General features: G+C 68.7%; 15 protein-coding genes. 5 read left to right on the forward strand and 10 right to left on the reverse strand.

Translation table 11 applies throughout. The annotated features are described in order from the left end of the window. Positions 1-56: 56 nt before the first annotated feature. The 3 genes from NS6_RS30505 to NS6_RS36105 form a co-directional block, all read right to left on the reverse strand. Positions 57-671, reverse strand: a complete 615-nt coding sequence (locus tag NS6_RS30505; protein ID WP_068049272.1) for an MBL fold metallo-hydrolase — start codon at positions 669-671, stop codon at positions 57-59. Further along, the gene (locus tag NS6_RS30510) at positions 668-1,753 is read right to left on the reverse strand and encodes an S-(hydroxymethyl)mycothiol dehydrogenase (protein ID WP_068049274.1); all 1,086 of its coding nucleotides are present in this window, start codon (positions 1,751-1,753) and stop codon (positions 668-670) included. The genes NS6_RS30505 and NS6_RS30510 overlap by 4 nt, the downstream gene beginning before the upstream one ends. A 545-nt stretch (positions 1,754-2,298) precedes the next feature. After that, the gene (locus NS6_RS36105) at positions 2,299-2,604 is read right to left on the reverse strand and encodes a hypothetical protein (protein WP_245669576.1); all 306 of its coding nucleotides are present in this window, start codon (positions 2,602-2,604) and stop codon (positions 2,299-2,301) included. A gap of 296 nt (positions 2,605-2,900) precedes the next feature. Here NS6_RS36105 and NS6_RS30520 point away from each other — a divergent pair, with 296 nt between their 5' ends. Beyond that, on the forward strand, positions 2,901-3,641 hold the full coding sequence (locus NS6_RS30520; RefSeq protein ID WP_068049278.1) for a hypothetical protein: 741 nt from the start codon (positions 2,901-2,903) through the stop codon (positions 3,639-3,641). A gap of 33 nt (positions 3,642-3,674) precedes the next feature. Here NS6_RS30520 and NS6_RS30525 read toward each other — a convergent pair whose 3' ends face one another. From NS6_RS30525 to NS6_RS30545, 5 genes are all read right to left on the reverse strand, one after another. Beyond that, entirely contained in the window at positions 3,675-4,421 is a 747-nt protein-coding gene (locus NS6_RS30525) for an ESX secretion-associated protein EspG (RefSeq protein WP_068049280.1), read from the reverse strand. Further along, positions 4,418-5,644, reverse strand: a complete 1,227-nt coding sequence (locus tag NS6_RS30530) for a WXG100 family type VII secretion target (protein WP_068049281.1) — start codon at positions 5,642-5,644, stop codon at positions 4,418-4,420. Before NS6_RS30530 ends, NS6_RS30525 begins: the two co-directional genes overlap by 4 nt. A 37-nt stretch (positions 5,645-5,681) precedes the next feature. After that, on the reverse strand, positions 5,682-6,062 hold the full coding sequence (locus tag NS6_RS30535) for a hypothetical protein (protein ID WP_068049283.1): 381 nt from the start codon (positions 6,060-6,062) through the stop codon (positions 5,682-5,684). Between the two features lie 33 nt (positions 6,063-6,095). Further along, positions 6,096-6,794, reverse strand: coding sequence for an alpha/beta hydrolase (locus NS6_RS30540; RefSeq protein WP_068049284.1), 699 nt, complete (start codon positions 6,792-6,794; stop codon positions 6,096-6,098). A 341-nt stretch (positions 6,795-7,135) separates the two neighbouring features. Next, positions 7,136-7,864 carry a hypothetical protein gene (locus NS6_RS30545; protein WP_068049286.1) on the reverse strand — a complete coding sequence of 243 codons (729 nt, stop codon included), beginning with the start codon at positions 7,862-7,864 and terminating at the stop codon, positions 7,136-7,138. Positions 7,865-8,094: 230 nt separating this feature from the next. Between NS6_RS30545 and NS6_RS30550 the strand changes: the two genes are divergently transcribed. Beyond that, positions 8,095-9,267: an acyl-CoA dehydrogenase family protein gene (locus tag NS6_RS30550; RefSeq protein WP_068049345.1), complete on the forward strand. Its 1,173-nt coding sequence runs from the start codon at positions 8,095-8,097 to the stop codon at positions 9,265-9,267. A 9-nt stretch (positions 9,268-9,276) separates the two neighbouring features. Beyond that, entirely contained in the window at positions 9,277-10,398 is a 1,122-nt protein-coding gene (locus NS6_RS30555) for an acyl-CoA dehydrogenase family protein (protein ID WP_068049288.1), read from the forward strand. Positions 10,399-10,741: 343 nt separating this feature from the next. Here NS6_RS30555 and NS6_RS30560 read toward each other — a convergent pair whose 3' ends face one another. Then, entirely contained in the window at positions 10,742-11,380 is a 639-nt protein-coding gene (locus NS6_RS30560) for a phosphoribosyltransferase (protein WP_068049347.1), read from the reverse strand. A gap of 292 nt (positions 11,381-11,672) precedes the next feature. After that, on the reverse strand, positions 11,673-12,509 hold the full coding sequence (locus NS6_RS30565) for a carbon-nitrogen hydrolase family protein (RefSeq protein ID WP_068049290.1): 837 nt from the start codon (positions 12,507-12,509) through the stop codon (positions 11,673-11,675). 60 nt (positions 12,510-12,569) lie between these two features. On the opposite strand from NS6_RS30565, the gene NS6_RS30570 reads away from it, so the two are divergent. Further along, positions 12,570-14,381, forward strand: coding sequence for a DEAD/DEAH box helicase (locus tag NS6_RS30570; RefSeq protein WP_157113031.1), 1,812 nt, complete (start codon positions 12,570-12,572; stop codon positions 14,379-14,381). A gap of 108 nt (positions 14,382-14,489) precedes the next feature. Next, complete coding sequence (locus NS6_RS30575) at positions 14,490-18,251, forward strand: AAA domain-containing protein (protein ID WP_068049292.1); 3,762 nt, start codon at positions 14,490-14,492, stop codon at positions 18,249-18,251. Positions 18,252-18,270: the final 19 nt, after the last annotated feature.

Raw genomic sequence — 18,270 nt, forward strand, 5'->3', positions numbered from 1 at the left:
GCATGTGCAGGCGATAGGGGTGCCTACCGACATCCCCTACCGCTCGCACGCCACGCTTACGGAGCCGCCGGCACGTTGGCGCGTTCGGCGCCGAGAGTGGTGTCCGGCCCGTGGCCGGTGTGCACAACGGTCTCGTCCGGCAGCGCGAACAGGACATCGTTGATAGACGCCAGGATGGTCGGGTAGTCCGAATACGAGCGCCCGGTCGCGCCCGGACCGCCCTCGAACAGCGTGTCTCCGCTGAAAACCGTGCCCGCGTCCGCCAGGTGCAGACAGCACGAGCCCGGGGAATGGCCCGGTGTGTGCAGGACTCGCAGTTGCGTACCGGCGATCTCGAAGACCTCGCCGTCGGCCAGCACGCGGTATTCGACACCGGGATGTGTCTGTTGCCACAGCACATCGTCGGCGGGGTGCAAATGGATCGGTGCACCAGTGGCCGCCGACAGGGTGGGCGCCACCGTCACGTGATCGTTGTGGGCGTGGGTGCAGATTACGGCGGTCACTCGGCGACCGGCCACCGCGTCTAGGATCGGCTGGGCGTCGTGCGCCGCATCGATGATCACTACCTCGCTGTCGTCGCCGACCAGCCAGATATTGTTCGCCACATCCCAGCAACCGCCGTCCAGGCAGAACTGGCCTTCGGTGACGATCCGCTCCACCCGCGCTGTCACAGGACCACCACCGAACGCAACACAGCACCGCTGTGCATGGTGGTGAAGGCCCGATCGACCGCGTCCAGGCCGATCCGCTCGGTGACGAACTTCTCCAGCGGGAGCCGGCCCTGGCGATACAGGTCGATCAGCATCGGGAAATCGCGTTCGGGCAGGCAGTCTCCGTACCAGGACGATTTCAGCGATCCGCCACGGCTGAAGAAATCGATCAGCGGCATCTCGAGTTTCATATCGGGTGTCGGGACACCGACCAGCACTACGGTGCCGGCCAGGTCGCGGGCGTAGAACGCTTGCTTCCAGGTTTCGGGCCGGCCGACCGCGTCGATCACCACATCGGCCCCGAAGCCGCCGGTGAGCTCCTGGATCGCCTCGACCGGATCCGCGGCGGACGCGTCGACGGTATGCGTCGCGCCGAGTTCGCGGGCCCAGTCGAATTTCCGGGCGTCGGTGTCCACGGCGATGATGGTGCTCGCGCCCGCCAGCCGGGCGCCGGCGATCGCGGCATCGCCGACGCCGCCACAACCCAGCACCGCGACCGAATCACCCCGGCCGACGTTGCCGGTGTTCACGGCGGCGCCCAGTCCGGCCATCACACCGCAGCCCAGCAGCCCGGCGACCGCGGGATCGGTGTCCGGATCCACCTTGGTGCACTGCCCCTCGTGTACCAGCGTCTTGTCGGCGAACGCACCGATGCCGAGTGCGGGAGTGAGTTCGGTACCGTCCTCGAGCGTCATCGGCACACTGGCGTTGAAGGTGTCGAAGCAGTACCAGGGCCGCCCGCGTTTACAGGCCCGGCACTGTCCGCAGACCGCACGCCAGTTCAGGATCACGAAATCGCCCGGCTCGACGTGGGTTACCGCCGAACCCACGGTCTCCACCACACCGGCGGCCTCATGGCCGAGCAGGAACGGGAATTCGTCGTTGATCCCGCCTTCGCGATAGGTCAGGTCGGTATGGCATACGCCGCAGGCCTGGACTTTCACCACCACATCGCGCGGTCCGGGGTCGGGCAGGACAATAGGGACGAGTTCGACCGGGGCGCCGGGACTGCGGGCGATAACACCTCGAACCTGCTGGGGCACTGTGTCTCCTCTCGGGGCGGTCATGCGGTGATGCACGATGCCGCATACGTTATCCGCCCCACGGTGGCGCCGCGTGGGTCCGGGGCATCCGGGCAGGCACCTGCCGGAGGTCGACGGCACCCGGACGCAATGCGGCGGGGCGCCCGCCGGACGCCCCGCCGCATTATCGGCAAACTCTCAGAGAACTCCCCAGGCCTGCAGGATATAGGTCACATTTGCGGCAATGTTCGTGACGAGATTCGCCAGATTCAGGGCCGCGGACCCGGCTTCGATCATCTTCTTTTCTTCCTCCTGATCCGTCCCGACCGGAGCCCAAAATACCCACGACGGCCTAGTCGGGCAAACGTCCGATTACCCGGCTCGACAGCCCGGGGGCAGCAGGGTGTCGACCGGAAGACCGCCCCTCAGGTGTTCAGAATATTGACCGGACACGTGTCCCACTCAGTGCGCACAGTAGACACAGACAGAGCGAAGGATTCACGGATACAGGTCCCACCGGCCATTCGGCGAACGATCGCTGGCACCGGCTACCAGGCCCGGACCGATCAGCCGGCGATTCGAACCTCGGGTTCGGGGCCAGGACCATCCGCCCGCAACTTGAGCAAGGTCAGACCCGCGGTACAGGCGAGGATGAGACCGATAACACTGATCACGACATGTAGCGTGGCGATTCCGTAGACCGCCGCCCCCAGTCCTGCGGCGAAAACCAGCCAGCCGAGAACTCTAGCCACCGTTACCCCGGAACCGGATGAGCCGGATGAGCCGGTCACCACCGGCTCCGCATCCGCCTTCCGCGTATCGGGCACCCCTACCGCGCCGGGCAGATCGGTGGTGGTCTGGTCTCCCATCATCTACTCCTCGATGGCGCCGATCCGGAAATCGTGCAGCGCCTACCACTGCGGTGCGTCGGCACCGCGGACTCCGGTGTCCCATGCGTCACTTCCGCAACACACGCTAAGGCCACAACCCGACGATTGTTACGCAACACAAGCATGCGACACGCGGCCGATATCAATTCGATACCTGATATACCCGCCGCGAGCGGACCTTACACACGGTAACCAGCGGAATCGGCAGGGCGGGGGGTAGTTCCACCGGGCACCCTCGATTAAGGTGAGGCCACTGACTTATCACAGGAGCGTCACCGATGGACAGCAAAACGAAGGTCGCCGGGCCCCTGGCCGCCGCCGGTGCGGTCTCCCTCGGGTTGGTGTTCATCGGCGCCTGCGGGGTCGGCCAGGAAGACACCTATGTGCCACCACCACCGATCCACTCGGGCCCCCAGGCTGTCGAACAGGCACGCTACGCGGATCCGACCGGCACCACGGTCGCCCAGATTCTGATTCCGCCGTCCCCCAGCTGGCGGATGGCTCCCGAACCGCCGCCGCGGCGCACGCTGCCACCGGAATACCAGATCTCGGCCACCTCATCGACCAGCCCCGGCGAGACAACCGAGGGCGACGAGACCAGCACCCGCGCCACACTTTCGGCCACCCCGGGCCCGTCGCCCACACCGGAGCAGGATTCGGCCGCCGGCCCGCCGACGGTCACAGAAATCGCACCGGCACACAGCGAATCACCGATCTCGCCACCCCCACCCACGGGCACCGAGGTCACCCCGCCGGCCCCGGTATCCACTACAACGGTGGCAACACCCGGAGTAACCGGCACACCGGTCGCGCCCGAACCTCCGTCCACTACCGAGTCCCTGGGAAGCGAACCCATTCCGGGCACCGAACCGGCCCGTACGACCGCCACTCCACCGGCACCGGGGTACGGACAATCCACACCCTTCGGACTTCCGTCCGAGACCGCCGAGCCGGAATCCGGTGCACTCGTCCCCACCATCGCGATCGTCCCCGCCGTCCCTCCGGGTTTCGGCGGCTGAGTCCCGGCCTCCCGGAACGCGTATCCGGCGCCGTCAGAGTTCAGCGTAGGAAATCGCCCGCTGGGCCCCGGCCACCATGGGCCGCAGCGAATTCGTGAATCGCTCGGCGTCGACAGCGGCGATATCGACCATCGTGCCGGTATGGATCGCATAACGGCCGTCCCCGGCGATATCGATCCAGCACAGCACACCGAACGGGTCGGTCCTGGCCGGCCGGTGCACGGAGACGACGAGCTGACCGATCCCGTCGCGCGGCTGTTTCAGGCGTTGGCGGATCCGGGTTGCCACGGCGGGGCCGGCGACCGGCACTGTCACCCGGTCCCGGCCGTCGCGTACGACCTCCGCCCGCGGCGCGCGCAACCGTGCCCCGCTACCGACCGGGGCGGCCGGTAGCGCGGCGACAACGCGCACGGGCAAGGATGTGGCGGCCCCGGCCACGATCCGGATATCGCCACCTCGATCCGGTTCCGCGCACGGACGCTGCGTGGCGACGACGCCGATATGCCCGGCCGACGCGCCCAGTACACGGGTGGTGGGCGCCCCCGCGCCGTCCTGTCCGAACACCGACACACTCACCTCCGGAGCGGCCAGCACTCGCAGAGCCGCTTCCAGATCTGCGTCGAGAGTGGTGTCACACCAGTCCCGCAGCACAGCTAGCTGGGCCGCCCGCTCGCCGGAATCCCGAGCGGACAACCGCACCGCCAGCGGGTAAGGGAGGCGATCGCCGACCGTCTGTTCCCAGGCCAGCGCCAACTGATCCGGGGTGAGAATCCAATTCACCCGGCTTCTGTCCACTCGCCCAGGACCGGCGGGGTGGTGGGTTCGAGGGTTCCGATCAGTTGCCCGCCGGGCTCGGCTTCTTCCAGGAAGGTGAGCTCGTCGTCCCCGAAATGGAGGTCGTCGTCCTCGTCGGCGGACGGCTCGGTGCGTACCGGCGCCGCCGGCGAATTCGAGCGCACGCTATCGGCCGCCATCGCGCCACCCATCATGCCGCCGATCGCGCCGGCGCCCATCCCGGTGATCGCTTCACCACTCGAACTGCGCTGGTGCTCCTCGCGATCACGTTCGCTGTCGGATCCCGACCCCGCCCCGGCGGGACGGACCGGCACAGCGAACACGGGTGCGCCCGGCGAGCTCGCCGGTGCCACCGGCGCACTACCGCCGGCTGCGGCTGCGGGCGCGGGCGCGGGATTCGGCAGTTGTGTTCCGGCACTGGTGGTGGCCTGTGGCTGATGCGGATCCGCATGGGCGGGCGCTGGTGCGGCCATAGCAACGCCGGGCGTTGCGGGGAGGGGAGGTGTCTCCGCGGTGGCCGGATCGTCTGCGGTTGCTTCCGGGAAAGCCGGTCCGCCGGGCGCCTCGGCGGCAGGCCCCGATGGGTACGAAACAACCTTCCCCACCGGCGAACTCACGCCGTTCGCGGTTCCGGCGGGTGTGGTGGCCGAGGTGGGCACATCCGGTGCAGCCGGCCCTGATTCGGGCAGATCGGGAAAAGCGGGAACCTGCGATCCGGTCGGGATGAAGGCGCCGAGGTAGACGCTTTCCATCACCCGTACCGCGTCCGCACGCTCACTCTCGGCCGCCTGCTGGCCGGCGATATTGCCGGTCGCCGCATGGGGATCCAGGAGCGCCGCCGGTAGATCCGGCCGAACCCCGGACGGTTCGCCGATACCGGTACGCAGCGTTTCCGCGGCGTCCCCCGCCTGACCCAGCCGGTGCCCCACCGTGGTCAGCACATCGGCGAGTTGCCGGCCGGCGGCCTCGAAATCCCGGACAGCCGCGCCGGCGAGTCCCGCCGCGGCGCCACGCCAGCCGTCGGAGATCGCGCCGCGGATCTCGGTATGCGCCTGTGTCACAGCATCGTTCAGCCCGCTCGCCGCATCCTGCCACAGCTGGCCACCGGTCTGCAGGGCCGACGGATCCAGCCGCGATACCCCGGCATGGATCTGCTCATGGGTCAGGTTGTCGAAAACCTCGACCGTCGGCGCGTAATCGGGATCCACTCGGTTGTGGGCGCTCCGAAGCCCCGTCCGCGGTAGCTCACGCACCGGGCACCCCTGCCTGCGTGGCGCCGATCGCGGCCGCGACCTCGGAATCGGTGTGCTGATAGGCTGCCGCCGCGCTCCGGAAGGTATGTGCGAGCTGCCGCGCCGCGCTCGCGTAATCACGCAGCGCCACTATCGCGTCACCCGCTTTGCCCTCGAAACCACCGCGCAGGGCCGCACCGGAATCGAATCCTCCGAAACCCGGCATGGAGCGAGCCCCGCCGAGAGTCTCGATCTGCGCATCCACCTGGTCGGCCAGCTGCTCATAGCGCAGCGCGCAGCGCTCGGGCGCCCCCTCGGCGACCAGAACTTCATCGATCCACAGCTCTCCGTCGCCGACTGCCGAGCCGAGCGCCGCAATCGTATTCGGCTGCATAGCCGAACCCCCTTCCTGTTCCGCCGACTCTCGTCATCGCCGGGCCGGCCCCGCGACGATCTCCCGCGTCCATTGCACGATATCCGCCGCGACCCGGCCGCGCACGCGCTCGTGCAGCAGATCGTGTCCCGCGTCCGGGTACTCGCGCAGCTCCACCGAATCATGGCGCCGCGCCCAGTCGCGCACCGCCTCGATCGGCGCCCGGCGGTCGTCGACCCCGTGCACCGCCAAGACCCGCGGCAGCGGTGCGGCCTGTGTGGCGGTACCGCCGAGCGCCCGCTGCGGGGTGCCGCACAGCACCAGCCCGGCCAGGTCGCGGGCATCCGACACCGGCTCGCGAGGGTAGTCGGCGGATTGCGGTGTCATACGGCCGTCGGCCGGTGGCCGCGCTGCGCCGAGGACGGCGAGCGCCGTGATCGCCCCCAGTGAATGACCCATCAGAGTCAATGGCAGATCAGGGATGCTCTCGCGGACGACTCCGGTGAAACGCGCCGCATCGTCCACGAGGTCGGCCAAGCGGACCGGCCGATCGGGATCCCCCTCACTGAGCCCCTGCCCGGCGGTATCCAGCGTCCACACCTCGATCCCGTCGTCGTTCAACCGGCGCGCGAACTCGTGATAGTGCCCGCTGTGCTGCCCCGAACCAGGCAGTAGGGCCAACGCGGCAACAGCCCCACCGACCGGTCGATGCCGATAGTGCAGGCGTCCGCGCGCGCCTTCGAAAAACCCCATGATCGAATTCTGGCAAAGAACCGAAAGGCCCGCCGACATCACGGCACGATCCACCGACCGGCCACAAAAGGCCCCGTGCAGAATGCCCAGGTGTTCGCGGCCGGCACACCTGGAGGTGCCGGCCGGGATGCCGATTTCCAGCTGAGCGGGTGTTCTACCGCCGCCGGCACTACTCCGATGTCGTGTTCCCGCGACCGGCCATTCGGGCGATCGAGCACCCGCCGCGGCACCGAGAACGCGGCGGCAACGGCCGGTCACCTGTGTGATCTGTCCGGTAAGCCCGGTCCCGGACTTCGAATATCCGAGCCGTCACCGCGGCGGGCGGCGGTCCGGTGGGGTGGTTACGCCGGAGCCGTGGCGGGCTGGGGCGCCGGAGCCGGGGCGCCCGGCTGTCCGGGAGCCGCAGGCACCGACTGCGGGGCCGGAGTCCGAGGTGCGGGTGGGGCCGGCGGCTGGTCCGGCACGGAGAACAAGCCGACAGTGGGGGTCATCACACAGAGCGCACCCGGGTAGCCGACCGTTCCCCACATAGAGGCGAGGACGGTCCCCGGCCCGCTGTCGACGGTCCGCGACAGGGACGCAGTGCCGAACTCGGTGACATCGCTGAGTACGTCCAGCCCGGCGCGACCGTTGTTGATATTGATCCAGGCGACCACCAGGCCCGAGCTCTGCGGAATGCCGGAATGCCGCGGGGTGGCGTGGAAGGTCAGGGTGCCGGGGGTGCCGCTCAGGTTGATGCTGGGGCCGTTGGCGGTGGCGGCCGCGAAGGTCGTGGTGATCACGCCGTTGCTGCCGCAGCCGAAGGTCGGGGCCGCGTAGACGAAGGGGGCGTAGGCGCCGATAGTGCTGATATCGCCGGCGGCCACGATGTCGTGGTAGCTGCGCAGCGCGTCCACACCGGGGCGGGCGGCCGGATCGGCGGCGGTCTGCTCGGTGAGGGCGGTCAGCGCGGTTTCGCCGGGCGTGGGTTCGGGTTCGGGTGTGGCGGCCGCCGGGGTGAAGGTGAGCGCGGCACCGATACCGAGAGCGGCCGCTGCGGCCGCGGTTCGCGCGACGATTTTGTTGTGCACTGCTGAACTCCCTATATCCGCTCGCGGCGATGGCAGACCGGACGCACCGGCAATCCCCCGCCCACCGCTGCAAGCTACCAGTACCGGCGGGGCACCGCCGGGTCACACTCGGCTCTCGGCCCGCGTTATCGGGGGCAGGCGGTAGCTGTATGTGATGCACTCGACACGGCAGGATTGGTGAGGGGTGTAAGTTTTATGCCGGGACAATCGAGACATACTTGGAGATGTGTATGAAATTAACTCTGTCTCCCGACGAGGCCGCCTTCCGTGACGAGCTGCGGAAGATCTACACCACCGCGATCCCGGCCGAGATCCGGGAACGCGTGAAATACGGTCACGAGCTGTCCCGTGAGGACGTCGTGACGGCCCACCGGATCCTCAACGAGCACGGCCTGGCCGTACCGAACTGGCCGGTGGAATGGGGCGGCAAAGACTGGACACCCATGCAGCGCCATATCTGGCAGGACGAGATGCAGCTGGCCAGCGTGCCCGACCCGCTGACCTTCAACGCCACCATGATCGGCCCGGTCATCGCCCAGTTCGGCTCCGAAGAACTGAAGAAGCGCTTCCTCCCCGCAACCGCCAACCTCGACATCTGGTGGTGTCAGGGCTTCTCCGAACCCGACGCCGGCTCCGACCTGGCCTCGCTGCGCACCACCGCCGTCCGTGACGGTGACTCCTACATCGTCAACGGCCAGAAGATCTGGACCACGCTGGGCCAGTGGGCCGACTGGATCTTCTGCCTGGTCCGCACCGACCCCAACGCCCCGAAGAAGCAGGCCGGCATCTCCATGCTGCTCTTCGACGTGAAAACCCCCGGCGTCACGATCCGCCCGATCAAACTGATCGACGGCGGCTACGAGGTGAACGAGGTCTTCTTCGAAAACGTGCGGGTCCCCGCCGATCAACTGGTCGGCGAGGAGAACATGGGCTGGACCTACGCCAAATTCCTGCTCGGCAACGAACGCACCGGTATCACCGCCGTCGGCCGCACCAAGGTGAGGATCGGGGTGGCCAAGGAGTACGCCGCGGCCACCAGATCCGGTTCGGGCACCCTGCTCGAGGATCCGCTGTTCGCGGCCCGCGTGGCCGAACTGGAAAACGAACTGCTCGCCTTGGAACTCACCCAGTTGCGCGTGGTCTCGAATTCGATCGAGGGCAAGCCGAATCCGGCTTCGTCGGTGCTGAAGATGCGCGGTTCGGAACTGCAGCAGGCGGCCACCGAACTCCTGCTCGATATCGCCGGCCCGGACGCCCTGCCGGTCGGCGCCGCGGATATCGCCTCACCCGAATGGGCGCAGCGCAGCGGCCCCAGCTACCTCAACTACCGCAAGACAACCATCTACGGAGGTTCCAGCGAGGTGCAGCGCACCATCATCGCCTCCTCGATCCTCGGATTGTGAGGTCAGGTTATGGATTTCGATCTCACCGACGAACAGGTCATGCTCCGCGGTACCGTGCGTGACCTGCTCAATCGCCATTACAACCCGGAATCGCGGCTGGCAGTCACCGAAACCGGCCTCGGCTGGAGCCGCGAGGTCTGGGGGCAGCTCGCCGAGCTGGGTGTTCTCGGACTGAGCTTCGCCGAGAAAGACGGCGGAATGGGCGCCGGCCCGGTGGAGACCATGCTGGTATTCGAGGAGTTCGGGCGCCGGCTCGCACCGGAACCGCTCCTGGACGCGGTACTGGTACCGGGCGGGTTGATCAGTGCGGCCGGGAGCGCCGATCAGCGGCAGCGGATCCTGCCCGAGGTCGCGGCCGGGTCGAAACTGCTCGCCTTCGCACACGGTGAACCGGGCACCCGCTGGCCCGATCACGCCGTCGAGACGACCGCCACCGCCGACGGCGACGCCTACACGTTGACCGGTCTGAAGAATCCGGTACCGCACGGCGACTGCGCCGACGAACTGGTGGTGAGCGCGACACTGCCCGGCGGCGGTCTCGGCCTGTTCCTGGTCGCTGCGGCCGCCGAGGGCGTCACCCGGACGCCGTACAGAACGGTCGACAGCCTGCGGGGTGCGCAGGTGGAATTCGCCGCCGCGCCGGCGGAACTGCTGGGTTCGGGCGAGGCCACCGCCACCCTGGAATCGGTACTCGTCGCAGCCCAGGCAGGGTTGTGCGCCGAGTCGATCGGGGCGATGGAGGAATCGTTGCGCCTCACCACCGACTACCTGAAGACCCGCAAACAGTTCGGGGTGACGCTGTCGAAGTTCCAGACACTCACCCAGCGGGCCGCGAATATGTACGTCTCGCTGGAGCTGGCCCGCAGCATGAGCTACTACCTCACCGCGGCCCTGGTCGACTCCCCCGACCCGGTGATCGCGTCCCGGGCCCGGTTGCAGGTCGGCCGCTCGGCGCGGCATATCGGGCAGGAGGCGATCCAGATGCACGGCGGTATCGGGGTCACCTCCGAATACCCGGTCAGCCACTACGTGGCCCGGCTGACCGCCATCGAGCGCACCCTCGGCAGCGGCTTGGAACATCTGCGGGTGCTCAGCGCTCAGATCGGTGAGTACGCACAGCCGGAGCTGTAACCCTGTCCTCCGGCCGGACCTCGTCGCCCCGCTCGGCGACGGTTTGTCCGGCCGGAGCACCCCGTACCTCCCGGCCGGAGCACCGGCCCCGCCTGCCGGCTCACCGGCTCCGCCGGACAACCCGGCAGCCTCAGCGGTCAGCGACTCCACGCCCCTGCCGGACAACCCCACGGGCTCCCCGGAAACTCACCGGTCCCACCGGCAGCACCGGAGCGAACCCGCCGGACAGGTCTCGGGTCGCCGAGATCATGTCACCACCGCAGGTGTTCCAGGAGGGTTGTGGCGGGTGATACCGACCCTCTTCTCCGGCCGCCCCGCCGACCCTGCGAGTAACTTCGTGACCTCACCGAAGCAGCTCGGTGACCTCGGCGTCGGCGAGCTGATGGAAATCGCGGTACGCACCGCCCACCCCGGCCAGCGCCGCCGGTGTATGCGGGCACACCACCTCGTCGGCTTCCCCGCGGATCCGCGGGAGCGCTTCCGGCGCCGCGACCGGCACCGCCACCACGAGGTGGCCGGGTTCTTGGGCGCGAGCCACCCGGCAGGCCGCGACGACCGACGCCCCCGTAGCGATACCGTCGTCGACGATCACCACCGTGCGGCCACGTAACGGTATCGGTGGACGGTCTCCCCGCCATATCATGCTGCGCCGCGCCAGTTCGGCACGTTCGTCCGCTTCGATCGCATCGAGCCGTCCGGCATCGAGCCCGGTCTGGCGGACGACGTCGGAGTTCACCACCCGCACGCTCTGCTCTCCGATCGCGCCCGCCGCCAGTTCGGGCTGCCAGGGCACACCGAGCTTGCGGACCAGCAGGATATCGAGGTCCCCGCCGATCACCTCACGGACTGCCGCTGCTACCGGTACACCCCCACGCGGCAGGCCCAGGACCAGCGGACCCGGCGCCAGCGCATCCCGCGCACGCAGGTGGCTCAGTTCGTTTCCCAGCGCACGTCCGGCAGATACCCGATCGGCGTAGAGCATCATCTTCGACGCTACCCGCTACAGCGGGGCATGCACGGATCTACAGGCTGCGCAGACTAGGTGGCGAATCGGCCCCCGCCCACCACCGGCCGGTCACCGCGGGACTCGAGCTCGGCACCGGCCTCGCCGGGCGCGTTGTCTCACGAACAGTCCTGCGCAGAGTCGTGCGTGGATCATTTCCGGCCGAGGCTCGCACACCACCGCGTCCGACGCAGTGGTGTGCTCGTCGTCCGGATGCCGGCGTGGACGTTTCCGGGACCGGGGGTCCCGTGGTTGCCCGGCGCGTTCCGCCCTACGGCGTCGCGACCGTGAACCTGCGCAGCGACAAGCTCGGGTTGGTCCGGCGGACCTGGTCCAGCAACTCCGGTTCCAGTGGTGCCAGCGCGATCCCGGGTTCGTCGGCCAGTTCGCTCACGACCTGTCCCGCCGGGTCGACGATCATCGAGTGTCCCGCACCGCGCGGCCCGCATTGGTCGGCCGCGGCCAGGTAGACGGTGTTCTCGATGGCCCGCGCCCGTAGCAGGGTGGTCCACTGGTCGACCTTTCCCGGGCCCGGTATCCACTGGGCGGGTAGCAGCAGGACATGCGCACCGGCGGCAGCCAGGCGCCGGAACCCCTCGGGGAAGCGGAGGTCGAAACAGGTCTGTAGCCCGAAAGTGAGCCCCGCGGCGGTGAACAGGGGCGGCGCGGCGAGCGGGCCGGGCCGGACGATCTCCGATTCGCGCTGGCCGAAAGCGTCGTAGAGGTGCACTTTGCGGTAGTGCGTGATCAACGTGCCGTCGGGCCCCAGCACCACCAGGGTGTTGTGGATCCGGCTGTCGTCCGGCGCCGTGGTCTCGACCATCCCGGCCACGAGGTGCACTCCGGTATCGGCGGCGAGGCGCGCGAGAGCGGCGACGAACGGGCCGTCGAGCGGCTGGGCCGCAGCGTGTATCCGTTCGTCGAGCCGGCCCAGGGCGAACATCGAGTACTCGGGGGCGACCACAATGTGTGCGCCCTGGTCGGCGGCGGCGCGCACCCGCTCGGTGAGGGCCGCGAGGTTGGCGTCGATATCGGTATGGGGTGCGAACTGCACCACGGCCAGAGCCTGCGCGTCCACGCGCGGCTGATCGGCGGGGTCGGCATCCATGCTGACACCGTATGGCCCGGTGGCCCGGACAACCAGGCCGTACCAGTAAACTCCTGGTCAATGAGCACCAATCAGGGCGACGGCAGCCTAGGCGGAGACCCTGGCGACGTACAAGCCGAGAACGCCGAATCCGCCGGACCGTCTTTCGCCGATCTCGGGATCGATGACCGAATCCTCTCGGCCATCGCCGATGTCGGCTACGAATCCCCCTCCCCTATCCAGGCCGCGACCATCCCCCCGCTGCTCGAGGGGGCGGATGTGGTGGGTCTCGCGCAGACCGGCACCGGTAAGACGGCGGCGTTCGCCATCCCGATCCTGATGGGATTACTGCAGGACCGGCCGACCGGTAAACAGCCGGCCGCCCTGGTGCTGGCCCCGACCCGGGAACTCGCGATCCAGGTCGCCGAGGCGTTCGGCCGCTATGCCACGCATATGCCGAATATGCATGTGCTGCCGATCTACGGCGGCCAGAGCTACGGCGTGCAGTTATCCGGTCTACGCCGGGGCGCGCAGGTCGTGGTGGGTACCCCGGGCCGGGTGATCGACCACCTCGAGAAGGGCACGCTGGACCTGTCCCAGCTGCGTTACCTGGTACTCGACGAGGCCGACGAGATGCTGAAGATGGGGTTCCAGGAGGATGTCGAGCGCATCCTCGCCGACACCCCCGCGCAGAAGCAGGTGGCGCTGTTCTCCGCCACGATGCCCGCCGCTATCCGCAAGATCTCCAAGCAGTATCTGCGGGAGCCGGTCGAGATCACGGTCAAGTCCAAGACCAGCACCGCCACCAATATCACCCAGCGCTGGGTGCTGGTTTCGCATCAGCGCAAACTCGACGCCCTCACCCGGATCCTCGAGGTCGAGGCCTTCGAGGCCATGATCATCTTCGTGCGCACCAAACAGGCCACCGAGGAGCTGGCCGAGAAACTGCGCGCCCGCGGGTTCTCGGCCGCGGCGATCAACGGTGATATCGCCCAGGCGCAGCGGGAACGCACCATCGGGCAGTTGAAGTCGGGCACCCTCGATATTCTGGTCGCCACCGATGTCGCGGCCCGTGGTCTGGACGTGGACCGCATCTCGCATGTGGTGAACTACGACATCCCGCACGACACCGAGTCCTATGTGCACCGGATCGGCCGCACCGGACGTGCGGGCCGTAGCGGCGAGGCCCTGCTGTTCGTCGCTCCCCGGGAACGGCACCTGCTGAAATCCATCGAACGCGCGACGCGGCATCCGCTCACGGAGATGCAGCTGCCCAGCATCGATGATGTGAACGCGCAACGGGTCGCGAAATTCGGCGACGCCATCACCGAGAACCTCAGCTCGGACAATCTGTCGCTGTTCCGCAAACTGATCGAGGATTACGAGCAGGAGCACAACACCCCGCTGGCCGATATCGCCGCGGCCCTGGCGGTCGCCGCGCAGGACGGTGAGAGTTTCTTCCTCGAACCCGAACCGGAGCCGGTGGAGCGGCCGCGCCGGGAACGTGCGCCACGCAACTTCGACGACGGCGGTTTCGACGACCGCCGCGGTCCGAGCCGGCATCGCGGCACCGGTGCCGAACTGGCCACCTACCGCATCAGCGTCGGCAAACGGCACCGCGTGGTGCCGGGTGCCATCGTGGGTGCGATCGCCAACGAGGGCGGTCTGCGGCGCAGCGATTTCGGGCATATCAGCATCCGCCCCGATCACAGCCTCGTGGAACTGCCGGCCCAGTTGTCACCGGAAACTTTGGACGCATTGCGGAGCACCCGGATCAGCGGCGTGCTGATCCAGTTGCAGCTCGACCAGGGCGCACCCGGACATCGCTCGATCGGCCGCGGACCACGACGCGACGGACCCAAACGGCACGAACGGCGTAAACCGCGTTCCTAGATTCCACGGTCCTTCCCACCAGGCCGGAGCCGGTGATTACAGTGGGCCGCGTCCGGTGTGCACATACCCGCTCGCCGGGTGTACCGCTGGGTCGCAGGAGGGCCTCGGGTGTTCGTTGTCGGTGATCGGGTGGTGTGCGGTGCCACGGATCTGGAGCGTGGCGCGCGGTGTGAGTTCGCGCTGCTGCGCGGTCTCGACGCCGAACTGGGCACGGTCGGGGGAACCGACAGCGGAATACCGCCCGGAGCAAGCGGTTTCGACGAGTGCGGGATACCGCCGGAAACCGCTTCCGGGTACGCACAATTCGCGGCGCTGCGTACTGCCGTGCGACACCGTCACGGTGCCGGCGTGGTCGAGCTACCCCCGCCCACCGACCGGGCCGACCCGCTGGGCGCCCTCGCCGCCGCGCACGGTGCCTCCACCGCAGCGGTCCGCTCCGGTGCGCCGGCAGTGCTGGGTGCGGTGTTCTTCGACGGGGACTTCTTCACCCATGTGGACGTCGCTACGCAGACCCCGGATGGGCTGCGTCTGCACGGCACCACCCGAGCTCGGGTGGTGCCCACCGCGCTGCGGCTCGCCGCGGCCACGGCGTTCCTGGAATCGCTGTCGGTACCTGTCGATCCGCGCCTGCACATCCACGCCGGCGGCGAAACACATATCGCCGAGGTGGCCGATGTAGATCCGGTATACCTGGCCCGCCGCCGCCGCATGCACCGGATCCTGGACGAACATTCGACCGAACTCCTGCCGGTGCAATGGGGTGATCCGCGCTTCCGGGCCTGCGGCCACTGCACGGTCTGCACCGCCGCCCGCGCCGAGGCCCGCGATCTGCTGCTGGTCGCCGGGATGGACCCGGCCACCCGGACCGCGCTGCGCGCGGCCGGTATCACCACCATCGACCGGCTCACCACCCGGATCGCGACCCCGCCAGAGGTAACCGCGCCTACCCTCGCTCGGCTGCGCGCCCAGGCTGTCGTCCAGCTGCGGCAGGAACATTCCGGTCGAAGTGAACTGCTGCCGGCCGATCCGGCTGCTCTGGATATGCTTCCGCCCGCCACACCGGGCGATCTCACGCTGCACACCCACCTGTCGGCTCCGGACCGTCTACGGGTGGTGGTGGGCTCCCGGGAATCCATCCGGTTCTCCTGCGAACTACCGGTCGAACCGCCCGCGGACGAGCTGTCCCCGCAACGCCGTACGGCTCTGCGTGACGGCGCCCGCCACGCGTTCTCCGGCCTGCTGGCCGCACTCACCGAACCGCTGCCGACCGACCCCGGCCTGCATATCTTCCACTACACAGCCGCCGCCCGGACCCTGTTGCTACACACTGCCGGGCGCCTCGGCGCCGGGGAGGAAACCGTGGACGCACTGCTGCGTAGCGGCGTTCTGGTGGACCTGTACCCGATCGTGCGCGGCGCCTTCGTCCTCGGCACCCGCTCCTATGCGCTGCACCGGGTCGCGGCCACACTCGGTCATCCCGGGGAAACCGACGGCCGTACTGTGCTGTGGCTCGCCGACCGGTTACGCAAAGAGGCGGGCGGAACCACACACCGGCCGCCCGGTGACCCCGCGGGCGCCCTGGACCGGCTACTGCGGGATACCCCTGCCGTATGTCCGTCGTCGACCGAGGCCGCGCTCGCCGAATACGCGAACCGCACCGAGATCGCCGCCGACCGGCAGCCCAGCGCCTCCGACGCGGATCCGCACCGGGTCGCGGCGCTGACAGCCGCCCTGCTCGGATATCACCGCCGCGAACACCAGAGGTCATGGTGGGCCCATATCGATCGGCTCACCCACCCCCTGCCCGAATGGGCTCCGGACCACGGGGTGATGGTGGCCGATTCGTGCGCGGTGGATACGAAATGGCATATCGGCCCGGGTGATACAGTGCGCCGCTTCCTGCGACTGCGTGGACGGCTCGCCGGCCCGGGACCGGCGCCGGGGACCCGCGTCTACGTCGTCTACGAGCCGGAACGGCACGCACCCCGAGCTATCCGCACCGCCGGTCCGGCCACGGTGCTGGGCGCTGCGATGGAATCCGATCTGTCCGATACCGTTCGCCTCGAGGAAACTCTCCCGCCCGGCGCAGTGGCACACGATGAACTTCCGGTCGCACTCGCACCGGCCCTGCCCGATGCGCACACTGCCGATTCGGAAGCACTCGAGGACCTCGGCGAGCAACTACTCATAACCCTTCCCGGGTTACCGGATACCCCGCTATTCGACCTCCTGGCTCGCCGCCCACCCCGGTTACGCACCCCGCACGACGAAACCGGATGGGTGGCCGAGCCGGGCCCGCCCGCCGTGATCCCGAGCCCATGGCCCGACACGGGTACATCCGGCCCAGGGCCACTCGGCATGCAGCCGACCTCGCTCTCGGCGCACACACCCGGTGCCGGCGCGCCCACAGCATCCGCGCCCGCCGTCGATTCACACACGCCCACAACCGACGTCGTTTCTCGGAAGCCTTTCGCAGCCGGCACCGGTCCGTCCCACGATCCCGGAGCACTCGCTACTGGTCGCCCAGCACCCACGACCTCCGCGACGGACTCCGGGGCACCCGCGACCGGGTCCCGTTCACCGTCGACGCAACCGATCGAGTCCCGCCCGCCCGCAGACCGCGCGGCGGAATCCGGTCGGTGGCCCGACGGCGAAGCACCCGCCGCCGGTGCACCGGCGTACGCGGATCCATATGCGGCCTCCGGTGATTACGCGACCGCGATCACCGCAACGCTGCGCGCGCTGGACCACTCATACCTCGCTGTACAAGCCCCCACCGGCACGGGGCGTACCGCCGTCCTGGCCGAGGCGATTGCCGCACTGGTCACCCGGGACAACTGGCGTATCGGAATCGTCGCACCCACCCCCGTCCCGGTGGAGAACCTGCTGGATGCCATTGTGCGAGCCGGGGTTCTCCCGGAGCTGGTCGCGAAAAGCGATGCCGCGGCCGTGGCACCCGAATGGCTGGTACTGGACTCCGCCCGCTACGCCCGGTTCCTGTCGAATGCGATCCGCGGATGCGTCCTGGGTGGCGCCCCGGACGATTTCACCGATCCGGACCGAGTGCCGCGGGACGCCTTGGACCTGCTGGTCATCGCCGATGCGAACAGTTTCTCCCTGGCAGCGACCGCCGCGGTTTCGGTGAGTGCCCGCAATCTCCTGCTCACCGGTGACCCCACCGAACGCCACCGGCCGGGCCCCGGTCCGCATCCGGAGCCGGTGGACACCCCTGCCCTCACCTGGCTGACCGGCAGCCGGCGAACACTGCCGCCGGCACATGGCTACTTCCTGGGCCGGACCCGGCGTATGCATCCGCGAGTGAGTGATCCGGTCTCGCGCCAGTTCTTCGACGACCGGCTGCGTGCCGCACCGGTGCCCGCGGATCCAGAGACGACCCTCGAACCCGGTGTCGCCACCGTGTTCGTGGAGCACTACGGCAACACCACCTCGTCCGATGCCGAGGCTCGTGAGGTCCTGCAGCAGATCCGCGATCTACTGGGGCAGACCTGGAACGACGGAGCCGGCAACCGGCAACTACAGCCGCACGATATCGTCGTGGTCTCGCCGCACCGAGCGCAAGTGAGCCTGATCCGAACCCTGTTGTCCCGGGCTCGGATCGAAGAAGTACTGGTCGGGACGCCCGAGTTGTTCCGCGGCCGGGAGGCCGCCGTGGTGCTGGTGTCACCGGCGACTTCCACTCCAGAGGACGCCCCCGGTCCGGTCGGCGCACTGCTGTCGGCCGCCGTGGTGCACGATACGCTGTGCCGCGCCCGGCGCCGCGCGATCATCGTCCGTTCCCCATTGCTGACGGAATTCCTTCCGGAAACCCTCCGCGAATTATCGGCCCTCGCCGATTTCATCCGGTTGTGAACACCGGGAAACAATCCGC

The sequence above is a fragment of the Nocardia speluncae NBRC 108251 genome (assembly GCF_001613245.1).
GTDB lineage: Bacteria > Actinomycetota > Actinomycetes > Mycobacteriales > Mycobacteriaceae > Nocardia > Nocardia speluncae.